The sequence below is a fragment of the Nonomuraea sp. NPDC049709 genome, from assembly GCF_040674815.1.
Taxonomy (GTDB): domain Bacteria; phylum Actinomycetota; class Actinomycetes; order Streptosporangiales; family Streptosporangiaceae; genus Nonomuraea.
Map to the genome: position 1 here is coordinate 39,983 of NZ_JBFANM010000026.1, position 22,686 is coordinate 62,668.

20 protein-coding genes are annotated in these 22,686 nt (G+C 72.2%); 14 read left to right on the forward strand and 6 right to left on the reverse strand.

Annotated elements, in window-relative coordinates; translation table 11 throughout:
- Positions 1–122: 122 nt before the first annotated feature.
- A complete protein-coding gene (locus AB0J69_RS26080) occupies positions 123–2,450 on the forward strand; it encodes a glycoside hydrolase family 3 N-terminal domain-containing protein (RefSeq protein ID WP_364122196.1) in 2,328 nt (775 codons plus the stop codon).
- 39 nt (positions 2,451–2,489) lie between these two features.
- Here AB0J69_RS26080 and AB0J69_RS26085 read toward each other — a convergent pair whose 3' ends face one another.
- The 3 genes from AB0J69_RS26085 to AB0J69_RS26095 form a co-directional block, all read right to left on the reverse strand.
- A complete protein-coding gene (locus tag AB0J69_RS26085; protein WP_364122199.1) occupies positions 2,490–3,479 on the reverse strand; it encodes an endonuclease/exonuclease/phosphatase family protein in 990 nt (329 codons plus the stop codon).
- A gap of 112 nt (positions 3,480–3,591) precedes the next feature.
- On the reverse strand, positions 3,592–4,383 hold the full coding sequence (locus tag AB0J69_RS26090; RefSeq protein ID WP_364122202.1) for an SAM-dependent methyltransferase: 792 nt from the start codon (positions 4,381–4,383) through the stop codon (positions 3,592–3,594).
- Positions 4,384–4,409: 26 nt separating this feature from the next.
- The gene (locus tag AB0J69_RS26095; protein WP_364122205.1) at positions 4,410–5,174 is read right to left on the reverse strand and encodes a protein phosphatase 2C domain-containing protein; all 765 of its coding nucleotides are present in this window, start codon (positions 5,172–5,174) and stop codon (positions 4,410–4,412) included.
- A gap of 315 nt (positions 5,175–5,489) precedes the next feature.
- Between AB0J69_RS26095 and AB0J69_RS26100 the strand changes: the two genes are divergently transcribed.
- Genes AB0J69_RS26100 through AB0J69_RS26110 form a run of 3 tightly spaced genes read left to right on the forward strand, consistent with a single transcriptional unit; the run spans position 5,490 to position 8,499 of the window.
- Positions 5,490–6,644, forward strand: coding sequence for an ATP-binding protein (locus tag AB0J69_RS26100; protein ID WP_364122208.1), 1,155 nt, complete (start codon positions 5,490–5,492; stop codon positions 6,642–6,644).
- Positions 6,641–7,759, forward strand: a complete 1,119-nt coding sequence (locus AB0J69_RS26105; protein ID WP_364122211.1) for a hypothetical protein — start codon at positions 6,641–6,643, stop codon at positions 7,757–7,759. The genes AB0J69_RS26100 and AB0J69_RS26105 overlap by 4 nt, the downstream gene beginning before the upstream one ends.
- 44 nt (positions 7,760–7,803) lie before the next feature.
- A complete protein-coding gene (locus AB0J69_RS26110; RefSeq protein WP_364122213.1) occupies positions 7,804–8,499 on the forward strand; it encodes a response regulator in 696 nt (231 codons plus the stop codon).
- 119 nt (positions 8,500–8,618) lie between these two features.
- On the opposite strand, the gene AB0J69_RS26115 is transcribed toward AB0J69_RS26110, so the two are convergent.
- Positions 8,619–9,203 (reverse strand): Uma2 family endonuclease, encoded by a 585-nt coding sequence (locus AB0J69_RS26115; RefSeq protein WP_364122216.1) that lies wholly within the window; start codon positions 9,201–9,203, stop codon positions 8,619–8,621.
- 382 nt (positions 9,204–9,585) lie between these two features.
- Between AB0J69_RS26115 and AB0J69_RS26120 the strand changes: the two genes are divergently transcribed.
- Positions 9,586–10,251 (forward strand): lytic polysaccharide monooxygenase, encoded by a 666-nt coding sequence (locus AB0J69_RS26120; protein ID WP_364122219.1) that lies wholly within the window; start codon positions 9,586–9,588, stop codon positions 10,249–10,251.
- Positions 10,252–10,348: 97 nt separating this feature from the next.
- Here the strand turns inward: AB0J69_RS26120 and AB0J69_RS26125 are convergent, their stop codons facing one another.
- Positions 10,349–11,596 (reverse strand): LacI family DNA-binding transcriptional regulator, encoded by a 1,248-nt coding sequence (locus tag AB0J69_RS26125; protein ID WP_364122222.1) that lies wholly within the window; start codon positions 11,594–11,596, stop codon positions 10,349–10,351.
- Between the two features lie 212 nt (positions 11,597–11,808).
- Here AB0J69_RS26125 and AB0J69_RS26130 point away from each other — a divergent pair, with 212 nt between their 5' ends.
- From AB0J69_RS26130 to AB0J69_RS26170, 9 genes are read left to right on the forward strand one after another with little or no spacing between them, the layout of a single operon-like run.
- Entirely contained in the window at positions 11,809–13,707 is a 1,899-nt protein-coding gene (locus AB0J69_RS26130) for a primary-amine oxidase (RefSeq protein WP_364122225.1), read from the forward strand.
- A gap of 15 nt (positions 13,708–13,722) precedes the next feature.
- Positions 13,723–15,345, forward strand: a complete 1,623-nt coding sequence (locus tag AB0J69_RS26135) for an ABC transporter substrate-binding protein (RefSeq protein WP_364122228.1) — start codon at positions 13,723–13,725, stop codon at positions 15,343–15,345.
- A gap of 2 nt (positions 15,346–15,347) precedes the next feature.
- A complete protein-coding gene (locus AB0J69_RS26140; RefSeq protein ID WP_364122231.1) occupies positions 15,348–16,316 on the forward strand; it encodes an ABC transporter permease in 969 nt (322 codons plus the stop codon).
- Positions 16,313–17,131: an ABC transporter permease gene (locus AB0J69_RS26145; protein ID WP_364122234.1), complete on the forward strand. Its 819-nt coding sequence runs from the start codon at positions 16,313–16,315 to the stop codon at positions 17,129–17,131. The genes AB0J69_RS26140 and AB0J69_RS26145 overlap by 4 nt, the downstream gene beginning before the upstream one ends.
- On the forward strand, positions 17,128–18,084 hold the full coding sequence (locus AB0J69_RS26150) for an ABC transporter ATP-binding protein (RefSeq protein ID WP_364122237.1): 957 nt from the start codon (positions 17,128–17,130) through the stop codon (positions 18,082–18,084). The genes AB0J69_RS26145 and AB0J69_RS26150 overlap by 4 nt, the downstream gene beginning before the upstream one ends.
- Positions 18,081–18,818 (forward strand): dipeptide/oligopeptide/nickel ABC transporter ATP-binding protein, encoded by a 738-nt coding sequence (locus tag AB0J69_RS26155; protein WP_364122240.1) that lies wholly within the window; start codon positions 18,081–18,083, stop codon positions 18,816–18,818. Before AB0J69_RS26150 ends, AB0J69_RS26155 begins: the two co-directional genes overlap by 4 nt.
- The gene (locus AB0J69_RS26160) at positions 18,815–19,801 is read left to right on the forward strand and encodes a P1 family peptidase (RefSeq protein ID WP_364122242.1); all 987 of its coding nucleotides are present in this window, start codon (positions 18,815–18,817) and stop codon (positions 19,799–19,801) included. The genes AB0J69_RS26155 and AB0J69_RS26160 overlap by 4 nt, the downstream gene beginning before the upstream one ends.
- A gap of 4 nt (positions 19,802–19,805) precedes the next feature.
- Complete coding sequence (locus AB0J69_RS26165) at positions 19,806–20,399, forward strand: FMN-binding negative transcriptional regulator (RefSeq protein WP_364122245.1); 594 nt, start codon at positions 19,806–19,808, stop codon at positions 20,397–20,399.
- On the forward strand, positions 20,399–21,463 hold the full coding sequence (locus AB0J69_RS26170; RefSeq protein ID WP_364122248.1) for a C45 family peptidase: 1,065 nt from the start codon (positions 20,399–20,401) through the stop codon (positions 21,461–21,463). Before AB0J69_RS26165 ends, AB0J69_RS26170 begins: the two co-directional genes overlap by 1 nt.
- A 6-nt stretch (positions 21,464–21,469) precedes the next feature.
- Here AB0J69_RS26170 and AB0J69_RS26175 read toward each other — a convergent pair whose 3' ends face one another.
- On the reverse strand, positions 21,470–22,633 hold the full coding sequence (locus AB0J69_RS26175; protein ID WP_364122251.1) for an acyl-CoA dehydrogenase family protein: 1,164 nt from the start codon (positions 22,631–22,633) through the stop codon (positions 21,470–21,472).
- Positions 22,634–22,686 lie beyond the last annotated feature (53 nt).

Sequence of the window (22,686 nt, forward strand, 5' to 3'; positions counted from 1 at the left end):
GGTCCGCCGATAAACGGTCGCCGAAAATTTCGGTATCAGTTCGAAATATTCTTGACGAGTTTGCGGAGGGCACCTAAAGTCCCGGCTTAATGATCGGGATGAATCTCTCGAAAGTCGCAGCCATGACATCTGTCAACGCGCCGGGCCTCGCGCCCTGGCGGGACGCCGCTCGCACGACCGGCGAGCGCGTGGAGAGCCTGCTGGCCGAGCTGACCCTTGAGGAGAAGGTCGCGCAGCTCGGATCCGTCTGGGTCCAGACGGACGAGCCCGGCAGCGTCGCACCCCTGCAGGACCTGTTCATGTCGGCCGGCGGGCTGGAGGAGCGGCTGCGCTACGGGCTCGGGCACCTCACCCGCGTCTACGGCACCGCCCCGATGGGCCCCGCCGAGGGCGCGGCCCGCCTGCGATCCCTGCAGGAGCAGGTGATGGCCGCCAACCGGTTCGGGATCCCGGCGATCGCGCACGAGGAGTGCCTGACCGGGTTCGCCACGTACGGGGCGACCGCGTACCCGACGCCGCTGGCCTGGGCGGCGACCTTCGACCCCGGCCTGATCGAGCGGCTGGCCGGGGCGATCGGCGCCGACCTGCGCGCCGCCGGGGTGCACCAGGGACTGTCGCCCGTGCTCGACGTGGTCCGGGACTACCGGTGGGGGCGGGTGGAGGAGACCCTCGGCGAGGACCCGTACCTGGTGGGGCGGCTCGGAGCGGCGTACGTACGCGGGCTGGAGGGCGCCGGGATCATCGCCACGCTCAAGCACTTCGCCGGCTACGCGGCCTCGCGCGCCGCCCGCAACCACGCGCCGGTCAGCATCGGGCCGAGAGAGCTGGCCGACGTGATCCTGCCGCCGTTCGAGGCGGCCCTGCGCGAGGGCGGGGCGCGGTCGGTGATGAACTCCTACGCCGACCTCGACGGCGTGCCCGTCGGCGCGAGCCCGGACCTGCTGCGGCGGCTGCTGCGCGAGGAGTGGGGGTTCGAGGGGACGGTGGTGGCCGACTACTGGGCGGTCCCCTTCCTGGCGTCCATGCACGGGGTGGCCGAGGACGACGCGGCGGCGGGGGCGGTCGCGATGCGCGCGGGCATCGACGTGGAGCTGCCCGAGACCGTCGGCTACGGCGCGCACCTGGTGGCGCACGTCCGCGCGGGCCGGGTGGACGAGGCGCTGGTGGACGAGTCGGTACGCCGGGTGCTGCGGCAGAAGATCGAGCTCGGCCTCCTCGACGGCGATCACGACTTCCCCGACGTCGACGACCTCGACCTGGACAGCCCGCGCAACCGCGACCTCGCCGCCACCGTGGCGGAACGTTCCATCGTCCTGCTGTCCAACCCCGGCGGGATCCTGCCCGTCGAACCCGCCACGACCGCGAAGATCGCGGTCATCGGGCCGTGCGCGGACGACCCGCGTACCCTGCTCGGCTGCTACGCCTTCCCCAACCACGTGCTCGACCGCTACCCCGAGCACGGCATGGGTCTGCCCATCCCGTCCGTCAGGGAACGGCTGGCGGCCGAGTTCCCGGGGGCGGAGCTCGGCTACGCGCTCGGCGCCGACGTGACGGGCGACGACGGGTCGGGGATCGCCGCGGCGGCGGAGCTGGCCGCCGGGTCCGACCTGGCGCTGCTGTTCGTGGGCGACCGGGCCGGGCTGTTCGGCGGCGGCACCTCGGGCGAGGGCTGCGACGCGGCGGACCTGCGGCTGCCCGGCCTCCAGCCGGACCTGGTCGAGGCGGTCCTGGCCACCGGCACGCCGGTGGTGCTCGTGGTGGTGTCCGGGCGGCCGTACGCGCTGGGGACGTACAAGGACCGGGTGGCGGCGGCCGTCCAGGCGTTCCTGCCCGGCGTGGAGGGCGGGACGGCGCTGGCCGGCGTGCTGAGCGGCCGGGTCAACCCGTCGGGACGGCTGCCGGTGCAGATCCCCGCCTCGCCCGCCATCAACCCCTCCACCTACCTGCAGGCGCCTCTGGGCAGGCGGGCGGACGGCATCACGGTGCTGGACCCGACGCCGGCGTTCGCGTTCGGGCACGGGCTGTCGTACTCGGCGGTCGAGTACGTCGCCCTGGAGACGGACCGCGCGGAATGCGCCACGGACGGCTCGGTCGAGGCCCGGGTGACGGTGCGCAACGCCGGCGACCGGCCGGCGGAGGAGGTCGTGCAGCTCTACGCCTCCGACCCGGTCGCGCAGGTGGCCAGGCCGGCCATCCAGCTGATCGGGTTCGCGCGGGTGGCACTGGAGCCGGGGCAGACCCGGGTGGTGGCGTTCGACGTGCCCGCGGACGCGTTCTCCTACACCGGCGTCGAGCTGCGCCGCATCGTCGAGCCCGGGACGGTCACGCTCTCCGCGGGCCCCTCGGCGGACGAGCCGCCGCTGCGCGCGGTCATCCGGGTCGCCGGCGAGACCGTCACCCTCAGCCCCGCGCGGCGGCTCAGCACCCCGGCCCGGCTCCTGGAGCAGTGACCGCGCGCTTGCGCGACAACCCGGCGCCCGGCCGGCCGGTCAGGGGAGGCGGAGTTCGGCGAAGACGCCGCGGTGGTCGGTTCCGGGCACGTCCAGGATCTCCACCCGGCGCACCGCCACGCGCCGATCCGCCACCACGTGGTCGATGGAGATGATCGGCGGGATCGGCCGGAAGTTCGGCCAGGTGGGCGTCAGGCCCTTGCCCACCTGCTCGGCCGCGTCCACGTATCCCCGCGCCAGCAGGTCGCGGAACGCGCGGTGGTCCAGGCTGGCGTTGAAGTCGCCGGCCAGCACCCGGACCGCCGACGAGGAGGCCGGGGGGAAGGCGCGCAGGGCGGCGTTCCACTCCTGCTCCATGCGGCCCAGCGGCGGGTTCGGATGCACGGCCACGAACTCGACCTGGCCGCCCCCCGGCAGCGTCAGGGTGGCGGCCGGCATGTTGTGGCCGATCGGGGTGAACAGGCCGTCCAGCTTCGTCGCCGGGTGCTTGGCGTAGATGCCGCTGCCGGTCGCCCCGAACTCCGGCTCCAGCACCCGGTGCGGCAGGAGCCGCCCGAGCCCGGCCGCGTCCAGCCGCTCGGCCTCGGCGTGGGTCAGCTCCAGGGCGCTGAACACGTCGATGTCGTACTTCCGGACCAGGTCCACCACGGTCCGGGCGTCGCCCCGGCCGAACAGGTTGATCGCCAGCACCCGCAGCGGCGCGCCCTGTGCCGCCGGCTGCTCCGCGCTGATCGTGCGCGGCACCACGACCGCGACCATCACCACGCACACGATCGCCGCGACGAGCGCCACCGGGCGGTTGCGCCGCAACAGCGACAGGAGCGCGGTCAACCCCGCCAGCCCGGCGCCGTACGGCGTCACGGTCATGAGCTGCGTGACGAACGAGCCCTGCTCCCAGCCGCCGACCCTGATGACGGCCCACAGCGCCAGCAGCACGACGACCGCCCAGCCGAACCAGCGCCGGCGGCGCCGCTTCGGTTTCGGCTGGTCACCCGCCGCGGCCTGCTCGGTCCTGACCGTTGTGCTCACTCCGCCGTCCCGTCCCCGAACCGATCCACAACTTGAACCTTAAACGGCTTTGGAACGAGACGGCGCAATCCCGATGGGGCGCCCGGGGTCGCGCGCCGCGCCGGGCCGACGCCTACGGCTTGCGGCCCACCCCGGCGTACATCCAGGCCGCGGAGTCGGGGAACAGGGGCGTGTCGCGCCACTCGGAGACCGCCACGAGACCGGGCTCGACCAGCTCGAAACCGTCGAAGTAGCGGGCGATCTGCTCGCCCGTCCTGGGCGTGCGGTGCATCGCCTGCGGCCGGGTGGCCGTCAGGTAGTCGTCGGCCGTCTCCTTGGACACCAGGTCGAGCGTCAGATGGCTCAGCACCAGGTAGCTGCCGGACGGGAGCGCCTGCGCGTATGCCTTGACCAGCCGCTCCGGGTCGTCGGCGTCGGGGATGTGCATCAGGATCGCGACCATGACCAGCGCGATCGGCTGGGTGAAGTCGAGGGTCTCCAGCACGTCGGGATGCTCCAGGATGGCGCGCGGCTCGCGCACGTCGGCCTCGATGTAGGCCGTCCTGCCCTCGGGGGTGCTGGTCAGCAGCGCTCTGGCGTGCGCCATCACGATGGGGTCGTTGTCGACGTAGACGACACGGGACTCGGGGGCCTCCGCCTGCGCCACCTCGTGCGTGTTGCCCTGGCTGGGGATGCCGGTGCCCAGGTCGAGGAACTGGCGGACGCCCAGCTGCGAGAGGTGGCGGACGGCCCGGCCCAGGAAGGCGCGATTGTTCCTGGCGCTCTCCCGGATGCCGGGCACCGCCGCCATCGTCTGCTCGGCCACCCGGCGATCGGCCTCGAAATTGTCCTTCCCGCCCAGCCAGTAGTCGTAGACGCGGGCGGAGTGAGGGATGTTCGGGTTGATGCCCTGTGATGAGCTCACAGAACGATCTTAGGTCAGGTCGTGTATCACGCGGTCACGAATTCCGCGATGATCACGGTGGCGTCCTCCTTCGGCTCCTCGGCCGCCATCTCGTCGTACATCCGGTCCAGGCACGCGACCGGCGACGACCCGCCGGTGAACAGCTCCTTCATGCGCGCCACCCCCAGCGCTCCGATCGCGCCCCCGGTCACGATCGCCACCCGGTCACCGGGGTGCAGCGCCACGGAGCCGACCTCCGGGTTGAGCGCCGTCGGCAGGCCGAGCCCCCGCAGCAGCGGCCCGCCGTCGAACGCGTGCGGCGTCGTGAGCCGGTGCGGCTCCCCGCCCTTGGGGCAGTGCCAGATCTCGCCGTTGCCGACGTGCGCGAAGCGCAGCCGCGGGATCTCGGCCCGGTCGAGCACGACCAGGTCGAGGGTGCTGGCCAGGTCGGGCATGGCGGCGTTGCGCAGCGCCGTCGTACGCACGGCGCGGTGCGCCGCCTGCGCGCACTCGACCAGGTCCTCCTCCCGCGTGCCCGCGTGCTGCGGCCGCTCGGCGACCACCGCGCCCAGCGCCAGCGCGGCGGCCATGTGGGCCAGCTGCGTGCCGCCCGCCCCCCGGGCCGCCGCGATCATCCGTTCCTGCACGACGTACGCGTCGCACGGCCACCCGTCCGTGCCCTCGTACGTGCCCCCCACCGCCACCAGCCTCGGCCGGGCCACCGGCATGCCGGCCGGCCAGTTCCCCTTACGTCCCCGGACCGTCATCACGGACAGACAGCCCAGCAGGAACGTGATCACGAACACCGTCATGAGTCCCTCCCGTCGCGATCATCGCGGCACTCGCGTCCCAGTAGACGCTCATCACAAGGGACGCGGCAGACGGCTGATCGGCCGTCGTGGCGCCCTGACGGCCGATCAGCCGTCATGCCAACGGGGACGGCGCGGGACAGGGTTCGGGGAGGGCGGTGAACCACCGCAGCAGAGCCGGCCCGAGGACTACAGCCATGCGACCCATGACGCCATCCACCGCGATTGCCGGAGAAACGGGGCTCCGTTCCTTTTTACCCACCCTGCCCTGCGTTATCGTGAGACCCGTCTTGTGCCCATATCGCGTGCGGACGGCTCATGGTTCACTCCGGCTCCACGAGATACGACTCGGCCACCAGGCAACTGGAGAAGGCCGTCGCACGAACGGGGGCCGGCGCGCGCAGCGCGGTGGGCTCTGTGGCCGTCGTGGCGGCCCTCTTCGGCGCGGTCCCGCCCGTCTCCGCCCGCTGGCTGGCGCCCATGCTGGCGATCCATCTCGTGTGGACGGCCCTGCACGTGCGGGTGTTCCTGCGCAAGGAGCTGCTGCCCCACTGGCTGGTGGCCGGTGATGTGGCCATCACCGTCGCGCTGTGCCTGGCGCAGGTCCATCTCGTGGCGGTCGAGGCGCTCGTCACGGGGTCGAGCTGGGTGGCGGGACTCGTCACGATGACCGTCGTCATGGCCGGGGTCACCTGGCGTCCCAAGGTGGCCGTACCCGTCGGGCTGGTCGTGGCGGGGGCGTTCGCGGTGGGCGTGCGGCTGGCCTCGCCCACCCACGACGTGCTCGGCACCGTCGGCATCCATCTCGTCCAGCTGCTCGCGATCGTGCTGCTGATGACGCTGCTGCGCCGCTCGGCCGCCTCGGCCGACGCCTTCCTGCGCGAGAGCGCGCGCGCCGACATCTCGCTCATGGTGGAGCGGCTGCGCCGCGAGGACGAGCTGAAGCAGGTCAGCAGCATCCACGAGACCTCGCTGCACACGCTCACCATGGTCGGCCAGGGCACCTACGACGAGCCGTCGCCCACCCTGCGCGCCCAGGTGGCCACCGACCTGTCGGCGCTGGAGCAGCTGCGGGACACCCCGCGCGCTCTCTCCGCCCCCATCGCCCTGGACACGCTGCTGGACGAGGTGGCCGGGCGGGCCACCGGCCTGGACGTGCACCGGCGCCTGACGCCGGAGACCGTGCCTGGGGACGTCGCCGAGCGCTTCGCGCGCGCGGTCACCGAGGCCCTGGCGAACATCGCCCGGCACGCCGGCGTGCGCGAGGCCGAGCTGAGCTCAGGCCGGCGCGACGGGGAGATCCTGGTCGAGGTCGCCGACACCGGCCGGGGCTTCGACCAGGACCGGTTACCGGCCGACCGGTTCGGCGTGCGCGGCTCGATCCTCGACACGATGCGCTCCCTGCCGAACGGCGGCGCGCGCATCTCCTCCGGTGACCGGGGCACCCGGGTGAGCCTGTGGTGGCGGCCATGACCGAGGAGATCGAGCAGATCGCGCTGCGCTACGCCCGCTACACCGCGCTCGGCGCCGTGGTGATCGCCGGCGTCTGGCACCTCGGCTACGACCTCACCGTCACCCTCACCGGCTGGAGCTCCTTCCGGTGGCCGCTGGTGGCGATGGCGGCCTGGGTCCTGTACTCCGCGATCTTCGTGATCGGCGCGCTGTCGCTGTCGCGCACCTCCAGGGGCCCCGACCGGATCCTCGCGCTCGCGCTCGCCGCGCTGGCCGTGGACGTCGCGGTGATCGTGGCCTCCCGGCCGGGCGAGTTGCTGGGGATCAGCGACTGGGGCTGGGGCTCGATCGGCTGGCTCGGCGTCATGCTGACCTGGAACCGGCCGCGCTGGCGTACCGAGATGATCGCGTTCCTGTCCGCCAACGCCGGCATCATGCTGGCCGCGATGGCGATCTCCGGCTCGCTCGACCGCGTCTCCATCGCCAAATACCTGATCGTCATCGCCGGCGGCGTCACCATGCAGCTCGGCTACATGGCCGGCTGCCACATGCTGCGCGCCCGCGCCGAGGAGACCGTGCTGCTGGCCCGCCGGCTGGCCGCCGACGACGCCTGGCGCGAGTCGGCCCAGCGCATCCACACCGACCGGCTGCGCCGCTACGAGGCCATCCGCGACGTGGCCGAGTCGCTGCTCACGCAGCTCGCCAACGGCGCCGACCCCGGCGACCCGCGCGTACGCGAGGACTGCACGGCGGGGGCCATGCGGCTGCGCCGGCTCATCACCGAGCGCGAGGACGTCCCCGACGAGCTGGTGTCGGTGCTGCGCGAGCGCATCGACGCGGCCGAGCGGCGCCAGGTCCTCGTGACGGCCCCGCCGTTCGGCGAGCACCTGCCCCTCCTGCCGGACGGCGTGCGGGAGGACCTGCTCAGAGCGCCCGTCCGGGCACTGGACGGGGCCAGGTCGCGGGCCAGGGTAACGGTGTCGGCGATGTCGACGATGGTCAGCGTGGCAGTCGTGGCCGACAACGACGATCTGCCCGTCAGCCCGACTCCCGTACGGGAGGCCAGCGGGGTGGTCGTCAGCTACCAGCGGCTGGGAGGTGAGGTGTGGGTCAACAGCATCTGGCAGGGCCCATGACGGGGCCCATGACGGGGCCCATGACGGGGCCCATGACGGGGCCCATGACGGGGCGCACGACGGGGCCCGTGACGGTCGCCCTGGTGGAGGACCACCAGGTGGTGGTGGACGGCGTACGGTCGTGGTTCGGCCCGCCGAGCCCTGTCACGCTCGTCGCGCAGGGGCCCACCATCGAGTCCGTCCGCGGCACGGCCGCCGACGTGCTCCTGCTCGACCTCAACCTCAACGGCACCATGGTTGTGGACCGGGTCGCCGAGCTGTGCGCGGGCGGGCAGCGGGTGATCGTCTTCTCCGAGCACGAGGAACCGGAGACGGTACGCGCGGTGCTGGACGCCGGCGCCTCCGCCTTCATCGGCAAGGGCCGGGCGACCCGCGAGTCGTGCCTGGAGACCATCCTGGAGGTGGCCGCCGACCGCCCCTTCGTCACGCCGCCGATGGCGCAGGCGATCGCGACCGACGAGGGCCCCCACCGGCCGCAGCTCTCCGACAAGGAGCGGGCGGCGCTGCTGTACTGGTTCCAGTCCATGTCCAAGGCGTCGGTGGCGGCGCGCATGGGGATCAAGGAACGGACCGTGCGGCAGTACATAGACCGGGCGCGGGTCAAATACGCGGCGGCCGGAAGACCCGCGCCCACCAAGGAGAAGCTGCTCATCTGCGCGATCCAGGACGGCCTGGTGCGCCCTGACGAGGTGACCGTCTACACCTCCCTGGCCGCCAAGAGCCCGCCAGAGGAGGGATGAAGCTCCTGGACCCCGGCACTCCCGGCTGGAGGGGGCCGGCAGAGCCGGGGTCCAGGTCACTCGACGAACGCGGCGGGGTCGAAGCTGTCGCCGTTGAGCTACGTGATCCGGCGGGTCCGTCAATTCCGTCCGAGAACGAGGACGCCGGGGTCGAAGCTGATCGGGCAGGGCTTTTTCAGCTGCGCGACCGAACCGGCCTTGTAGACGGCCGGCGGGTCATAGGCATAGTCGTTGAGCTCATAGACGTAGAGAGCAGGTCCTTCGCCTGGCTCGATGCGCCAGTAGGAGGGAATGCCTGCCCTGGCGTACGCGAGGGACTTGAGACCCTCGTCGTGCATGCTGGTGCTCGGACTGCCGATTTCCACGGCGAGCAGCAAGTCGCGAGGTGAGAACATGAGACCGACCGTCTCCACCGAATCCTCGCGGACGACGACGAGGTCAGGGATGTAGAAATCCCTGTCGGTGACCCGCAGATTCACCGTAGACAAAGGCTCCAGGTCGGGTGGGAGCGCCTCATCGAGGATCTGCTGCATCCGGAAGATGACGCGCTGGTGCAGGGGGGTGAGGGCAGGGCTCACCAGTAGGCTCCCGTTGAAGAGCTCGTAGCGGTTCCCGTCGTCAGGGAACTTGAGCAGGTCGTCGACCGTGTACGGCGCGTTCCCCAGGGGAAAGACACGTGGTCCGGCCGGTTCGATCGTCGCCATTGCGGTCACCCACTCAGTATCGGGAGCCTCGCCCTCGCCCACATGCTACTTGCCCAAAATCCGTCACCCAAAGTCATGGGACGGTCACGCTTGCAGCTCAAGCGCCGTGGCGGAAAAAGGCCTTATGTATCGGTATTTCGTCTGCTTCTATACCTTTTGAACAATTTGGAAAGGGTGATCTGTTCTGAAACTTTCACCTGTTTCCGCAGCGCTCTGGAAAGCCCTTTCCGCTGCTCATCAAGCACATTGACCAGGGCGCACGACAGTCGAGCCAGGCGTTGACACAACCCGTCATTTGTACGGATTAATGCCGTCAGATACCGTCGCCCACCAGGAGCGCTCCCCACCACCGGAACCCCGACCGGAACACGGAGACCGCACTATGCCCCAAGTCGCACCTAGTCGCTGGGCGAAGCGCGCCCTGGTACTGCTGACGTCCATCATGATGCTCGTCGTCATCCCCCTGACCGGCACCGCGTCGGCGCACGGCTCGGTCACCGACCCGGCCTCCCGCAACTACGGCTGCTGGCTGCGCTGGGGCAGCGACTTCCAGAACCCCACCATGCAGCAGCAGGACCCCATGTGCTGGCAGGCGTGGCAGGACAACACGAACGCCATGTGGAACTGGAACGGCCTCTACCGTGACGGTGTCGGCGGCAACCACCAGGCCGCCATCCCCAACGGCCAACTCTGCAGCGCCGGCCAGACGCAGGGCGCCCGCTACCGCTCCATGGACACGCCGGGCGCCTGGAAGACGACGAGCCTCGCCGCCACGTTCGACATCCGCCTGACCGACCAGGCCTACCACGGCGCGGACTACATCCGGGTGTACATCACCCGCCAGGGCTACGACGCCACGACCACGCCGCTCGGCTGGAACCACCTGGAGCTGGTCCGCGAGACTCCCCGGTACGCGCCCGCCGGGACGTACATGATCAGCGGCATCAACAAGGGCTCACGCACCGGCCGCCACGTGGTCTACACGATCTGGAAGGCCTCGCACATGGACCAGACGTACTACTTCTGCAGCGACGTCACCTTCAGCTGACCGCTCCCGCCCTCCGCGCCGCCGGACCGCCCCCACGCGCGTCCGGCGGCGCGGCCACCTCCACCGCCCGCCTGCCGGACGCCTCCGGTGGACGTCTCTAGCGGTGGGGGCTGGTCGAGGCGCGGATCTCCAGCTCGATCGGGTGGACGCGCTCCGTCCCCGCCGGCGCGGCCCCCGAGAGCAACTCGAACAGCAGCTCGGCACAGCTCGCCCCGGCCTCGCGCGGCCGCAGGTCGATCGCGGTGATCGGCGGATCGGCCAGCCGCGTGGCGGCGCTGTCGACGCACGAGGCGAGCAGCACACCCGCCCCGGCCTCCCGCAGCAGCGGCGCCACCTCGGTCGCCGCCCCGGCCGGCGCGCACACCAGCGCATCCACCGGCCCACCGCCCCGACCACCTGATCCGCCGGGTCGGCCACCCAACCCGCCGGGCTCGCCGCCCCGGTCTCCCGGTCCGTCTCCCGGTCCGCCGCTCGGTCCGTCGCCCCATCCGCCGCTCGGTTCGCCGGACCGGGCCGACCCGCCCGGCCCGTTGTCCGAGCCGGTTGAGCCGGTCGCGAGCGGCGCCGGGGTGGCGAGGCCGGTGGAGGGCGGGAAGGGGTCGGTGGAGGGCGGAAGGCGGTCGGGGGAGGGTGGGAAGGGGCCGGGGAACGGGGTGAGGAGGGCGCGGGCGGCGGCGCGGATCTCGTCGCCCGTCGCGTCGAACGACACCCGCCGCACCAGCGGCGGCACCCCGTGCGCGGCGCACCAGCCGAGATACCCCCGGTGCACGCTGGCCGCCCAGTCGCTCTCGTCGCCGGCCACGATGAGCCCGGGCCGCCGCGACCCCGCCGCCCGCAGGTGGTCGAGCAGCCGGGCGAGCATCTGGGCGTGCTCCGACCACACCACCCCGTCGGCCTGTCGCGCCCCCGGGAAGCGCTCGCAGGAGACGGTCGGCAGCCCCGTCGCCATCAGGCTCTCCACCACCGGGTCGCCCCCGAGCGGGTCGCCGAGCACCAGCCCGTCGACGCGCGGCGGCCGTGAGCGGCGCTGCCCCGAGGTGATCAGCGTGACGTCGTAGTCGTGCCGCGCCGCCTGCTCGACCACGCCGAACACGAACGACATGTAGTAGGAGGACCGGGTCAGCACCTCGGGCACGTGCAGCCCGATCGTGCCGGTGCTGGCCTTGCGCAGGTGACGGGCCGAGCCGTTGGGCACGTAGCCGAGCCGCTCGGCCACCCGCGCGACGGTCTCGCGCGTGGTCTCGGACACCCGCCCGGAGCCGCGCAGCGCGTCGGAGGCCGTCGTCTTGGACACCCCCGCCTCCCTGGCGACGGTGAGGATCGTGACCGGCTCGTCTGCTTGCACGCCCTGATGGTACTGGTCCATCCGTCCGCTTCCGCCGGGCGCCCGAGCGGCGCCGCTTCCCCGTCCCCGGCGCGGTTTCCGCACCCCACCGGGGTGGTGCGCCCGTTAACGATGTGTTTCGCCTGGGCGCCAGGTCTTGTGTCCCACGGCCCGCGCAATTAAGTTGTCGCGCAACTTGCCGGAACGTTCCGGCAGCAGAAAGGGGCGGAACGTTGCACCTGTCCACCGGGAAGCATCCCCATCCTCTCGACCCGCTCGCGGCGCAGGAGATCGACGAGGTCAGGCGGATCCTGATGGCCGAGGGCCTGCTGACCGGCACGGTCCGGGTGGCCTATCTCGGCCTGGAGGAGCCGCCGAAGGACGAGGTGCTCGCGTACGAGCCGGACGCGCCCGTCGCCCGCAGAGCCCGCGCGCTCCTGCTCGATCTGGCCACCGAGGCGGCCCAGGACGTGATCGTGCGGATCGGCGAGGGCCGGGTGGAGTCCCGCACCCCGATCGACCCGGTCCTGGACGGCCAGGTGCCGATGCTGGACGAGGAGCACGCCCTGGTCAGGCGCGTGCTGCGGGAGGACGCGGGCTGGGCGAAGGCCCTGGCCAGGCGCGGGATCGAGGACCCGGCAGGCGTCTACCTGGCGGCGCTCAGCGCGGGCCACTTCGGGCTGCCCGAGGAGGAGGGCCGGCGGATGGCCAGGGTGCTGGCCCACGTGATGCCCACCCCGGAGAGCCTGCCGTGGGCGCACCCGGTGGACGGCCTGGTCGCGTACGTGGACCTGGTCAAGGGCGAGGTCCTGGAGATCGTGGACACCGGCCCCCAGCCGATCCCGCAGGAGTCCGGCGACTACGGCCAGGGCCCCTACCGCACCACCCAGAAGCCGATCCACATCACCCAGCCGCAGGGCCCCAGCTTCACCGTAGATGGCCCGCTCGTCACCTGGGAGAAGTGGAGCCTGCGCCTGGGCTACGACATGCGCGAGGGCCTGACGCTGCACCAGGTCGGGTTCGAGGACGGCGGGCGCACCAGGCCGATCGTCTACCGGGCGTCGGTGGCCGAGATGGTGGTCCCGTACGGCGACCCGAGCCCGATCCGCTTCTGGCAGAACTACTTCGACACCGGCGAGTACCAGCTCGGCAAGCTCGCCAACTCCCTCGAACTCGGCTGCGACTGCCTCGGCGAGATCACCTACTTCGACGCCGTCGTCACGGACGGCGCCGGCGTGCCCAAGGTGATCACGAACGCGATCTGCATGCACGAGGAGGACTACGGCGTGCTGTGGAAGCACACCGACCCGGCCAACGGCTCCCGGGAGACCCGCAGGCAGCGGCGTCTCGTGATCTCGTTCTTCGTGACCGTGGGCAACTACGACTACGGCTTCTACTGGTACCTCTACCTCGACGGCACCATCGAGCTCGAGGTGAAGGCCACCGGCATCGTCTTCACCGGCGCCTACGACGAGCGGGCCGCCCCGTACGCGTCGGAGGTGGCGCCGGGCCTGGCCGCGCCCTACCACCAGCACCTGTTCAGCGCCCGGCTGGACATGACGGTGGACGGCGTGGCCAACGCGGTCGACGAGGTGGAGGCGCGACCGGTCGCCGGCCCGTACGGCAACGCGATCGGCCGTGTCGCCACCCGGCTGCGCACCGAGGGCGAGGCCAAGCGCGACGCGGACCTGAAGGCGGAGCGCACCTGGCACGTCGTCAATCCCAGGGTGCGCAACCGCCTCGGCGGCCCGGTCGGCTACGCGCTGCACGCCGAGGGCAAGCCGACCCTGCTGGCCGCGCCCGGCTCCAGCATCCACCGCAGGGCCGAGTTCGCCACCAGACATCTGTGGGTCACCCGATACGACCCCGCGGAGCGCTATCCCGCCGGGGACCTGGTCAACCAGCATCCCGGCGGCGCGGGCCTGCCCGCCTACACCAGGGCCGACCGCGACATCGACGGGCAGGACATCGTGCTGTGGCACACGTTCGGCCTGACGCATTTCCCCCGCACCGAGGACTGGCCGATCATGCCGGTCGACACCTGCGGGTTCGTCCTGAAGCCGGTCGGGTTCTTCGACCGGAACCCCACGCTCGACGTACCGCCGAGCGCCGCCGAACGTTCCTGCCACTAAAAGGAGAAGAGGCCCATGCGTCCCATACGCCTGGCCTGCGGTGTCGCGGCCGCCCTGCTGGCATCCGCCTGCGCCGCCACCGGAACGGCCACCACCCCCACGGGCGCCGCCCAGGAGACCGCCGCTCCTGGCTACCTGGCCGTCGCCGACCAGGCCCTCCCGTCAGGAGGCGCGCTCAACCTGCAGGTGCACATCGACAGCGGCGCCGCCACCGGGTACGACCCGCAGCTCGCCGACGTGGCCACCACCTGGCAGCTCCTCTCGCTGTCCTACGAGACGCTGGTCACGGTGGGCCCCGACTTCAGCCTCCAGCCGCTGCTGGCCGAGAAGTGGGACACCCCGAGCCCCACCCGGTACGTCTTCCACCTGCGCAAGGGCGTGACGTTCGCCAACGGCAGGGAGATGACGGCCGACGACGTCGTGGGCAGCCTCAAGCGGCTGCTGGCCTCGAAGTCGGTGTGGGTGGGCCAGCTCGGGCCGGTCGAGGAGATCACGAAGGACGGCGACGACAAGGTCAAGGTCACGCTGAAGGAGCCGTACACGCCGTTCCTGGCGGCCCTGGCCAACGTGCCCGCCGCGATCCTGCCGATGAAGGAGATCGACGACAAGTCGGTCGATCCGGCCACCGCGCTGCTCGGCACCGGCCCGTACGTGGTCGAGAACCACCGCCAGGACGTGTCGTGGACGTTCAAGCGCAACGACAAGTACTGGAACAAGGGCAAGCCGGCCGCCGACACGCTGAACATCACGATCGCCCCCGAGGAGGCCGCGCGCATCGCCGCCCTGCAGAACGGCGGCGCCGCCCTGGCCACGCTGGGCAACGTGGACTCCGGCACGATGCTGGCCGGCGCGAAGAGCGTCCAGGTGGTCACCCAGGCCACCACCGACTTCTACTACCTGATGCTCAACAGCCTGAAGCCGGGCTCGAAGCTGGCCGACCCGAAGGTGCGCCAGGCCATCGCCATCGCGCTGGACAACCAGCAGATCGCGGACGTGGCGCTGGGCGGCAAGGGCAAGCCGACCGCGATCACCCCGGCGGGGCTGCCCGGCTCCTGCGACCCGGCCGCGCTGCCGTCGGCGGCGAAGAGCCTGGACGACGCCAAGGCGCTGCTGGCCGAGGCGGGCGCGCAGAACCTGGCGTTCACGCTGACCATCTTCTCCACCGAGCCGGCCCCGGCCGTGGCCCAGGTGATCCAGCAGAACCTGCAGCAGGCCGGCATCACCGTCAAGATCGAGCAGATGGACGAGGCTAGCTGGTCGGGCAAGGTGTACGGCAAGGCGCCGGCCGAGTTCGACGCGGCCCTGTCGTGGTTCGCCGGATACGCCGACCCCGGGATGGTCACCAAGTGGTGGAACCCGGAGACGGCCGGCTTCAACGCCGGCTTCATGCGGCCCGACAAGGAGCTGAACACGCTCATCGACGCGGCCGGCAAGGAGCCCGCCGGCGCCGCCAGGGAGCAGGCCCTGGCCGCCGTGTGCGCCAGGGCCGACGCCGACGCGCAGATGATCCCGCTGGTCACCCGCCCGGCCACGGTCGCCTTCCGGACCGACGCGCTCAGCCCCAGCCTGTACGCCACCGAGGGCTACGGCAACGTGCTGCGCCTGGTCGCCGACGCCCGCGTGAAGAAGTCCGGGTAACCATGCGGCTGCTGATGTGGTGGTCCGGCCGGGCGCTCAGCTCGGTCGCCACGCTCCTGGGCGTCTCCGTGCTCATCTTCGCCGCCGTGCGGCTGATGCCCGGCGGCTTCGCGGAGACCGTGCTCGGGCCGTTCGCCACCGCCGAGCAGAAGGCGGAGCTGGCCGCCCGCTACGGCCTCGACCAGCCGGTGTTCATGCAGTACGGGCACTGGCTGGCGGCCGTCACCGGCGGCGACTTCGGCATCTCCATGATCAGCCGCCAGCCGGTGAGCACGGAGCTGCTGGCCCGCCTGCCGGTGACGGCCGAGCTGACCGTGCTGGCGGTGGCCGCGAGTGTGCTGGCCGGGGTGCCGCTGGGCGTGCTGACCGCCGTGCGCGCCCGCCCGGGCGGCGGCGGGGCGGCCGGCCGGCTGCTCAGCGGGCTCGGCGTCAGCGTGCCGGAGTTCGTGCTGGGCAGCCTGGTGGTGTTCGTCTTCTCCCGGTACGCGCTCGGCCTGGAGGTCGGCGCCTGGGTGCCGCTCACCCAGGACCCGGCCGCGAACCTGGCCACGATGATCCTGCCCGCGGCCGTCCTGTCGGTGTTCTCCATCTCGGTCACCGCCAGGACCACCCGCGACGCCGTCATGGGCGTGCTGGTCGAGCCGTACGTCACGGCGGCCGTCGGGCGCGGCGAGTCCCCGTGGTTCATCGTCCGGCACCACATCCTGCGCAACGCCGCCACCCCGGTGGTCACGCTGATCGGCACGACGACCGCGTACCTGCTGGGCGGCGCGCTGATCGTGGAGCACGTGTTCAACCTGCCGGGCGTCGGCTCCTACATCGTGCAGGCCGTCGGCCGCCGCGACTACGCGGTCGTGCAGGCCGGGGTGCTGCTGGCGGCGGGGGTGTTCATCGTGATGAACGTGCTGATCGACCTGCTGGTCGGGGTGCTCGACCCCCGGCTCGGAGTCATGGCGGGGAGGCGCTCGTGAGGAAACTGGACCGGCTGTCCATCGGCGGCCTGGGCTGCCTGCTGATCCTGGTGGTGTTCGCACTGGGCTCGCTGGTCGGTGCCGGGGGAGACCCGGACGCGATCGTGGGCCCGCGCCTGCAACCGCCGGGGCCCGGCTGGTGGCTCGGCACCGACAACCTGGGGCGCTCGGTGCTGCCGCGCGTCCTGGAGGGCGTGGGCACGACGCTGCTGCTGTCGTCCATCGCGGTGCTGCTCACGGCGGCGTTGAGCGCGACGTTCGGCATCATCGCCGGATACCGTGGCGGTTACCTGAACGAGCTGGTGATGCGCCTGGTGGAAGTGCTCTACTCCTTCCCGGCCATCGTGCTGGCCATCCTGGTCGCCGCCGTGCTCGGCCCGGGGCAGCTCGCCGCGCTGGCCAGCATCGTGCTGGTGACGATCCCGCTGATGACCCGGCTGGTGCGGGCCGCCGCCGTGGCCGTGTCGCAGCGCGACTACGTGACCTCCGCCGTCATCAGCGGGGCCCGGCTGCCGCGCGTGCTCGGCCGCCACGTGCTGCCGAACGTGGCCGGCACGATCGCCGTGCAGGGCACGTACGCGCTGTCGGTCGGCATCGCGATCGAGGGCGGGCTGAGCTTCCTGGGCTTCGGCGTGCAACCGCCGCAGGCCTCGCTCGGGGTGCTCATCCAGCAGGGCGGCACGTACATGATCGCCGCGCCCTGGCTGATCCTCGGGCCCGGGGTCGTGCTCGTGGTGGCGATCCTGGCGATCAACGTGGTGGGCGACGGGCTGCGCGACCGGCTCGAACCGAGGGAGACGAGGTCTTTGACGTGAGCCTGCTCTCAGTACGGAACCTGGTGATCGACTATGCCCGGACCCGGGCTCTCGACGGCGCCGACCTGGAGCTGGCGCAGGGGGAGACGGTCGGGCTGGTCGGCGAGAGCGGGTCGGGCAAGTCGACGCTCGGCTCGGCCGTCGGCCGCCTGCTGCCCCGGACCGCCCGGCGTACCGAGGGGGAGGTCCTGGTGGCGGGGGAGCCGGTGTTCGACCTGCCCGACGCCCGGCTGCGCCACCTGCGCAGGAAGCACCTCGGGTTCGTCTTCCAGGACCCGATCGCCTCGCTCGACCCGACCATGCGCGTCGGCGCCCAGCTCCGCCTGGTGCTCGGGCGCGGCGGCGACGTGCGTTTCCACCTGGAACGGGTCAGGCTCGACAACCCGCGGGTGGAGCGCGCGTACCCGCACCAGCTCTCCGGCGGCATGGCGCAGCGGGTGGCGATCGCGATGGCCATGGCCACCGCGCCCGAGCTGCTCGTCGCCGACGAGCCGACCGCCGCCCTGGACAGCCAGGTGCGCGAGGAGGTGCTCAACGTGGTCTTCTCGCTGGCCGCCGAGGCGGGCACGAGCATCCTGTGGCTCAGCCACGACCTGCCCGCCGTGGCCCGCCGCTGCGACCGGGTGGCGGTCATGTACGGCGGCCGCGTGGTCGAGAGCGGCCCCGCCCGCCACGTGCTGGGCGACCCCGCGCACCCCTACACGGCGGCGCTGGCCGGCTCGGCGCCCGCCGCCGCGGCTCACGGCGCCCGCCTGGAGCCGGTGCCCGGCCGCCCGCCCGTGCTCACCGGGCCGTCATCCGGCTGCGCCTTCGCGCCGCGCTGCCCGTTCGCGCAGGAGCGCTGCGACCACGAGCGCCCGGCCCCGGTCCGGATCCGTGAGCAGGACGTCCTGTGCCACCGAGCCGCCGAGCTGCAGGACGGGCTCTCCCGGCACGAGGAGGTGACCGCGTGATCCTCGAACTCGACGACGTGACCGTCACCTTCGCCGCCGGCCCGCCGCTGCGGCGCATCCACCTCGACGCCGTGCGGCACGTCTCCCTGTCGGTCGCCGAGGGCGAGACGCTCGGCCTGGTCGGCGAGTCCGGCTCGGGCAAGACGACCACCAGCCGGGTCGCGCTCGGCCTGCAGCGACCCACGGGCGGCGCGGTCAGGTTCGACGGCCGCCCCTTCCCCAAGCGGCGGCGGGAGCTGGCGGGCCGCATGCAGGCCGTGCTCCAGCACCCGCACTGGTCGCTCAACCCGCGCATGCGCGTCGGCCTGAGCGTCGCCGAGCCGCTGTCGGTGCTCGGCCGCCCGGCCGGCACGGCGGTCACCGAGATGCTCGAACACGTCGGGCTGGAGGCCGCCTTCGCCGACCGCTACCCGCACGAGCTGTCCGGCGGCCAGCGCCAGCGCGTGTCCATCGCCCGCGCGCTGGTGACCAGGCCCAGGTTCATCGTGTTCGACGAGGCCGTCAGCGCGCTGGACGTCTCCGTACAGGTGCAGATCCTCAACCTGATCAAGGACCTGCAGGCGGAGTACGGCTTCAGCGCCCTGTTCATCTCCCACGACCTCGGCGCGGTCCGCTACGTCGCCGACCGGATCGCGGTCATGCGCCGGGGCGAGATCGTCGAGACCGCCGAGACGGCCACCTTCTACACCGACCCCGCCCACGAATACTCGAAGCAGCTCCTGGAGGCACTGTGACCTACGAGCCACGGCTCGCGGCGCCGTCGGCGTTCGCGCCCGGCGTCCCGCGCAACGCGGACCTGCCGCTGACCCCGCAGCCCAGCCCCGGCCGCGGCTCGGTCGCGTTCGACCTGCCAGGCGTGCACGTCGGCACGGCCGAGTACGGCGAGGGCCCCACCGGCTGCACCGTGATCCACCTCCCGGCCGGCGCCCGCACGGCCGTGGACGCGCGCGGCGGCGCGGTCGGCATGAGCGGCGGCTACGACTTCAACCACGCCGTCTGCCTGGCCGGCGGCTCGGTGTACGGGCTGGCCGCCGCGGCGGGCGTGAGCGACGAGTTGCTGGCCCGCCGGGACAACCGGACCAGGTGGGATGAGCTGCAGCTCGTGTCGGGGGCGGTGATCTACGACTTCTCCACGCGGGACACCGCCGTCTACCCCGACGCCGAGCTGGGCCGGGCCGCGCTGCGCAACGCCGTCGAGGGCGAGTTCCCGGTGGGCCGGTGCGGCGCGGGCCGCACGGCGAGCGCGGGCAAGGTGGAGTTCGGCCGGGCCGAGTTCGCCGGGCAGGGCGCCGCGTTCGGCACGTTCGGCGAGGCCAAGGTGCTGGTGGCGACGGTGGTCAACTCCGTGGGCTCGGTGATCGACCGGGAGGGCCGGGTGGTGCGCGGCAACTACCACGCCGACCTCGGCGCGCGCCGCCACCCGAGCGCCGACTACGCCGACCTGATCGGCAGCGGGGCCCCGTCCGTCATGGGCAACACCACGCTGACCGTGATGATCACCAATGTGCGGCTGACCGACGTGGAGCTGCTCCAGATCGGCCGCCAGGTGCACAGCTCCATGCACCGCGGCATCCAGCCGTTCCACACGCTGACCGACGGCGACACCATGTTCGCCATGACGACCGACGAGGTCGAGCTGACCGGCGTCAAGCCGACGGGCCTCGGCACGCTGGCCTCCGAGGTCGCGTGGGACGCCGTCCTGAGCGCCGCGGAGTAGCGGCGTGCACACCTTCCCCCGCTACGCCGCCAAGGACCCGGCACAGGTGGCCCGCCTGGTCAGGGAGAACCCGTTCGCGCTGGTCGTGAGCGCCGTGGACGGCGTGCCCGTGGCCACGCACGTGCCGGTCATCCTGGAGGGCGACGCCGTCGAGGGCGGCACGCTGCTCGGCCACATGGCCCGCGCCAACCCGCACTGGCGCTCCTGGGAGTCCGCGCCCGAGGTGCTCGTGATCTTCCAGGGACCGCACGGCTACGTCTCGCCCACCGTGTACGCGACCGATCCGGCCGTCCCGACCTGGGACTACGCGGCCGTGCACGCGACCGGCCGGGTGGAGTTGCTCGACGACGCCATGGAGGTCGTGGAGCGCACGGTCGAGGCGCTGGAGTCGCTGCGCTCGCCGTCCTGGCGGGCGACCCCGGCCTCCAGGGACAGGTTCCGCGCGCTGCTGCCTGGGGTAAGGGCTTTCCGGGTGCACGTGCGTACCGAGCAGAGCATGTTCAAGCTGAGCCAGGACATCGACCCCGAGCGGTACACCCGTGTCCGCGACTCCTTCGCCGCCGAGAATCCGCGGCTCGCCGACATGATGGACAGGTAATGACTTTTCCCACTTTCACGTCCAGCCAGAGCAACCCCCGGGCCCGTGGCAAGGAGCTGGGCACCCACCTGCGCAAGCAGGTGCTCGGCAACCTCTCCGGATACACCGACCTGTTCGCGGTCGCCGGCGCCACGGCCGCGCAGGTGCGCGCGTGGGGCGAGGTGGCGCTGGAGCGCAGCGCCGCCTGGGCGCCGCAGCTGGCGGACGAGATCACCGGCATCGCGGCCGGCGCCGGGCTGGAGCCCTGGCAGGTCGCCGTGGTGAACGCGCGCACGGAGATCCTGGCCGCCATCGACGCGGTCGGCCACGGCGAGTGCTCGACCTCCGTCGTCCTTCCGGCGGACGGCCCCGCGCGCACGGTGCAGACCTGGGACTGGCACGACCACCTGCGCGACGCGCCGGTGCTGTGGGAGCTCGAACCGCGTCCCGGGCACGTCGTGCGCACGTTCACCGAGGCCGGGACGCTGGCCAAGATCGGCGTCAACTCGGCCGGCCTGGGCGTACACTTCAACATCCTGCGCCACGACTCCGACACCACCGACGTGGGCGTGCCGGTGCACCTGATCGCCCGCCGGATCCTGGACGACGCCACCACCGTCGAGGAGGCCGCGGACATCGCCCGCTCGGCCACGGTCTCGGCCTCCACCGTCATCACGGCCGTGACCGAGTCCGCCGCGGCGTCCATCGAGATCTCACCGGCCGGGGTGGCCGTCATCCCGCCCGGCCCCGACGGGGTCCTGCTGCACTGCAACCACTTCCTGGACGAGGACCTGGCGGCGGGGGAACGGCACGCCACCGAGCGGCCCGGCACCTACGACCGCCTGCGGCACCTGCGCGACAACGTCGAGGGGCTGAGCGTGGCGGACCAGAACGGCCGGGCGCTGGCCATGCTCAGCCACGCCCCCGGCGACGCGCCCGTCTGCGCCCACCCCGACCTCACCCAGCCGCTCAACCAGCGGTGGGAGACCCTGGCCACGATCGGGCTCGACCTGCCCGCCGGGCGGCTGCGGGTGCACCAGGGCGGGCCCTGCCAGGTCACCGAGGCGACCTGGCAGACGTTCTGAGTGCCGCTACTTGAAGGCCGGGATCCCGGTCAGCGCCTTGCCGATGACCAGCGAGTGGATCTCCGAGGTGCCCTCGTAGGTCAGCACGGACTCGAGGTTCACCGCGTGCCTGATCACGGGATATTCGAGGGTGATGCCGCTCGCTCCGAGCAGCGTGCGGCACTTCCTGGCGATCTCCAGGGCCTCGCGCACGTTGTTCAGCTTGCCCAGGCTCACCTGCTCGGGGGTGAGCGTGCCGGCCTCCTTCAGCCGGCCCAGGTGCAGCGCCAGCAGCAGGCCCTTGCCCAGCTCCAGCGCCATGTCCGCGAGCTTCTCCTGGGTCAGCTGGTACGCCGCCAGCGGCTTGGCGAACACCTCGCGCTCGGCCGTGTAGGCGATGGCCGTCTCCAGGCAGTCCAGCGCCGCCCCCATCGCCCCGAACACGATCCCGAACCGGGCCTCGTTCAGGCAGCCGAGCGGCCCGGACAGGCCCCTGGCGCCGGGCAGCATCGCCTCGGCGGGCAGGCGTACGCCGTCGAGCACCAGCTCGCTCGTCACGCTCGCGCGCAGCGAGATCTTGTGCTTGATGTCGTTGACGGTGAAGCCCGGGGTGCCCGCCGGGACCAGGAAGCCCCTGACGCCCTCGTCGGTACGCGCCCACACCACCGCCACGTCCGACGCCGAGCCGTTGGTGATCCACATCTTGGTGCCGGCGAGCACCCAGTCGCCGCCCTCGCGCTTGGCCGTGGTGCGCATGCCGCCCGGGTCGGAGCCGAAGTCGGGCTCGGTCAGGCCGAAGCAGCCGATGCGCTCGCCGGCCGCCATCGCGGGCAACCACTCCTGCTTCTGCTCCTCGCTGCCGTACTTCCAGATCGCGTACATCGCCAGGGAGCCCTGCACCGACACCAGGCTGCGCAGGCCGGAGTCGGCGGCCTCCAGCTCCAGGCAGGCCAGCCCGTACGAGACCGCGCCCAGGCCGGCGCAGCCGTAGCCGTCGAGGTGCATGCCGAGCACGCCGACCGAGCCGAGCGTGCGGGCCAGCTCCCGGGCGGGCAGCTCCCCGGTCTCGAACCAGCTCGCGACGTGCGGGCGGATCTCGCGGTCGCACACGCGCCGGACCGTGTTCCTGATCTCGCGTTCCTCCTCGGTCAGCAGCGTGTCCAGGGCGAACAGCGCGGTGGGTGCGATCATGGAGCGGCCTCTCTGTATTTTGGATCCAATATTGAAAATCCAATATTGCATAG

What these genes read in the sequence shown, in the direction of transcription:
- AB0J69_RS26080 (WP_364122196.1), top strand. Translation starts at nt 123, where the DNA reads ATGACATCTGTCAACGCGCCGGGCCTCGCGCCCTGGCGGGACGCCGCT.
- AB0J69_RS26095 (WP_364122205.1), bottom strand. Translation starts at nt 5,174, where the DNA reads ATGACGGTGTTCGTGATCACGTTCCTGCTGGGCTGTCTGTCCGTGATG.
- AB0J69_RS26100 (WP_364122208.1), top strand. Translation starts at nt 5,490, where the DNA reads ATGGTTCACTCCGGCTCCACGAGATACGACTCGGCCACCAGGCAACTG.
- AB0J69_RS26105 (WP_364122211.1), top strand. Translation starts at nt 6,641, where the DNA reads ATGACCGAGGAGATCGAGCAGATCGCGCTGCGCTACGCCCGCTACACC.
- AB0J69_RS26110 (WP_364122213.1), top strand. Translation starts at nt 7,804, where the DNA reads ATGACGGGGCGCACGACGGGGCCCGTGACGGTCGCCCTGGTGGAGGAC.
- AB0J69_RS26115 (WP_364122216.1), bottom strand. Translation starts at nt 9,203, where the DNA reads ATGGCGACGATCGAACCGGCCGGACCACGTGTCTTTCCCCTGGGGAAC.
- AB0J69_RS26120 (WP_364122219.1), top strand. Translation starts at nt 9,586, where the DNA reads ATGCCCCAAGTCGCACCTAGTCGCTGGGCGAAGCGCGCCCTGGTACTG.
- AB0J69_RS26135 (WP_364122228.1), top strand. Translation starts at nt 13,723, where the DNA reads ATGCGTCCCATACGCCTGGCCTGCGGTGTCGCGGCCGCCCTGCTGGCA.
- AB0J69_RS26140 (WP_364122231.1), top strand. Translation starts at nt 15,348, where the DNA reads ATGCGGCTGCTGATGTGGTGGTCCGGCCGGGCGCTCAGCTCGGTCGCC.
- AB0J69_RS26170 (WP_364122248.1), top strand. Translation starts at nt 20,399, where the DNA reads ATGACTTTTCCCACTTTCACGTCCAGCCAGAGCAACCCCCGGGCCCGT.
- AB0J69_RS26175 (WP_364122251.1), bottom strand. Translation starts at nt 22,633, where the DNA reads ATGATCGCACCCACCGCGCTGTTCGCCCTGGACACGCTGCTGACCGAG.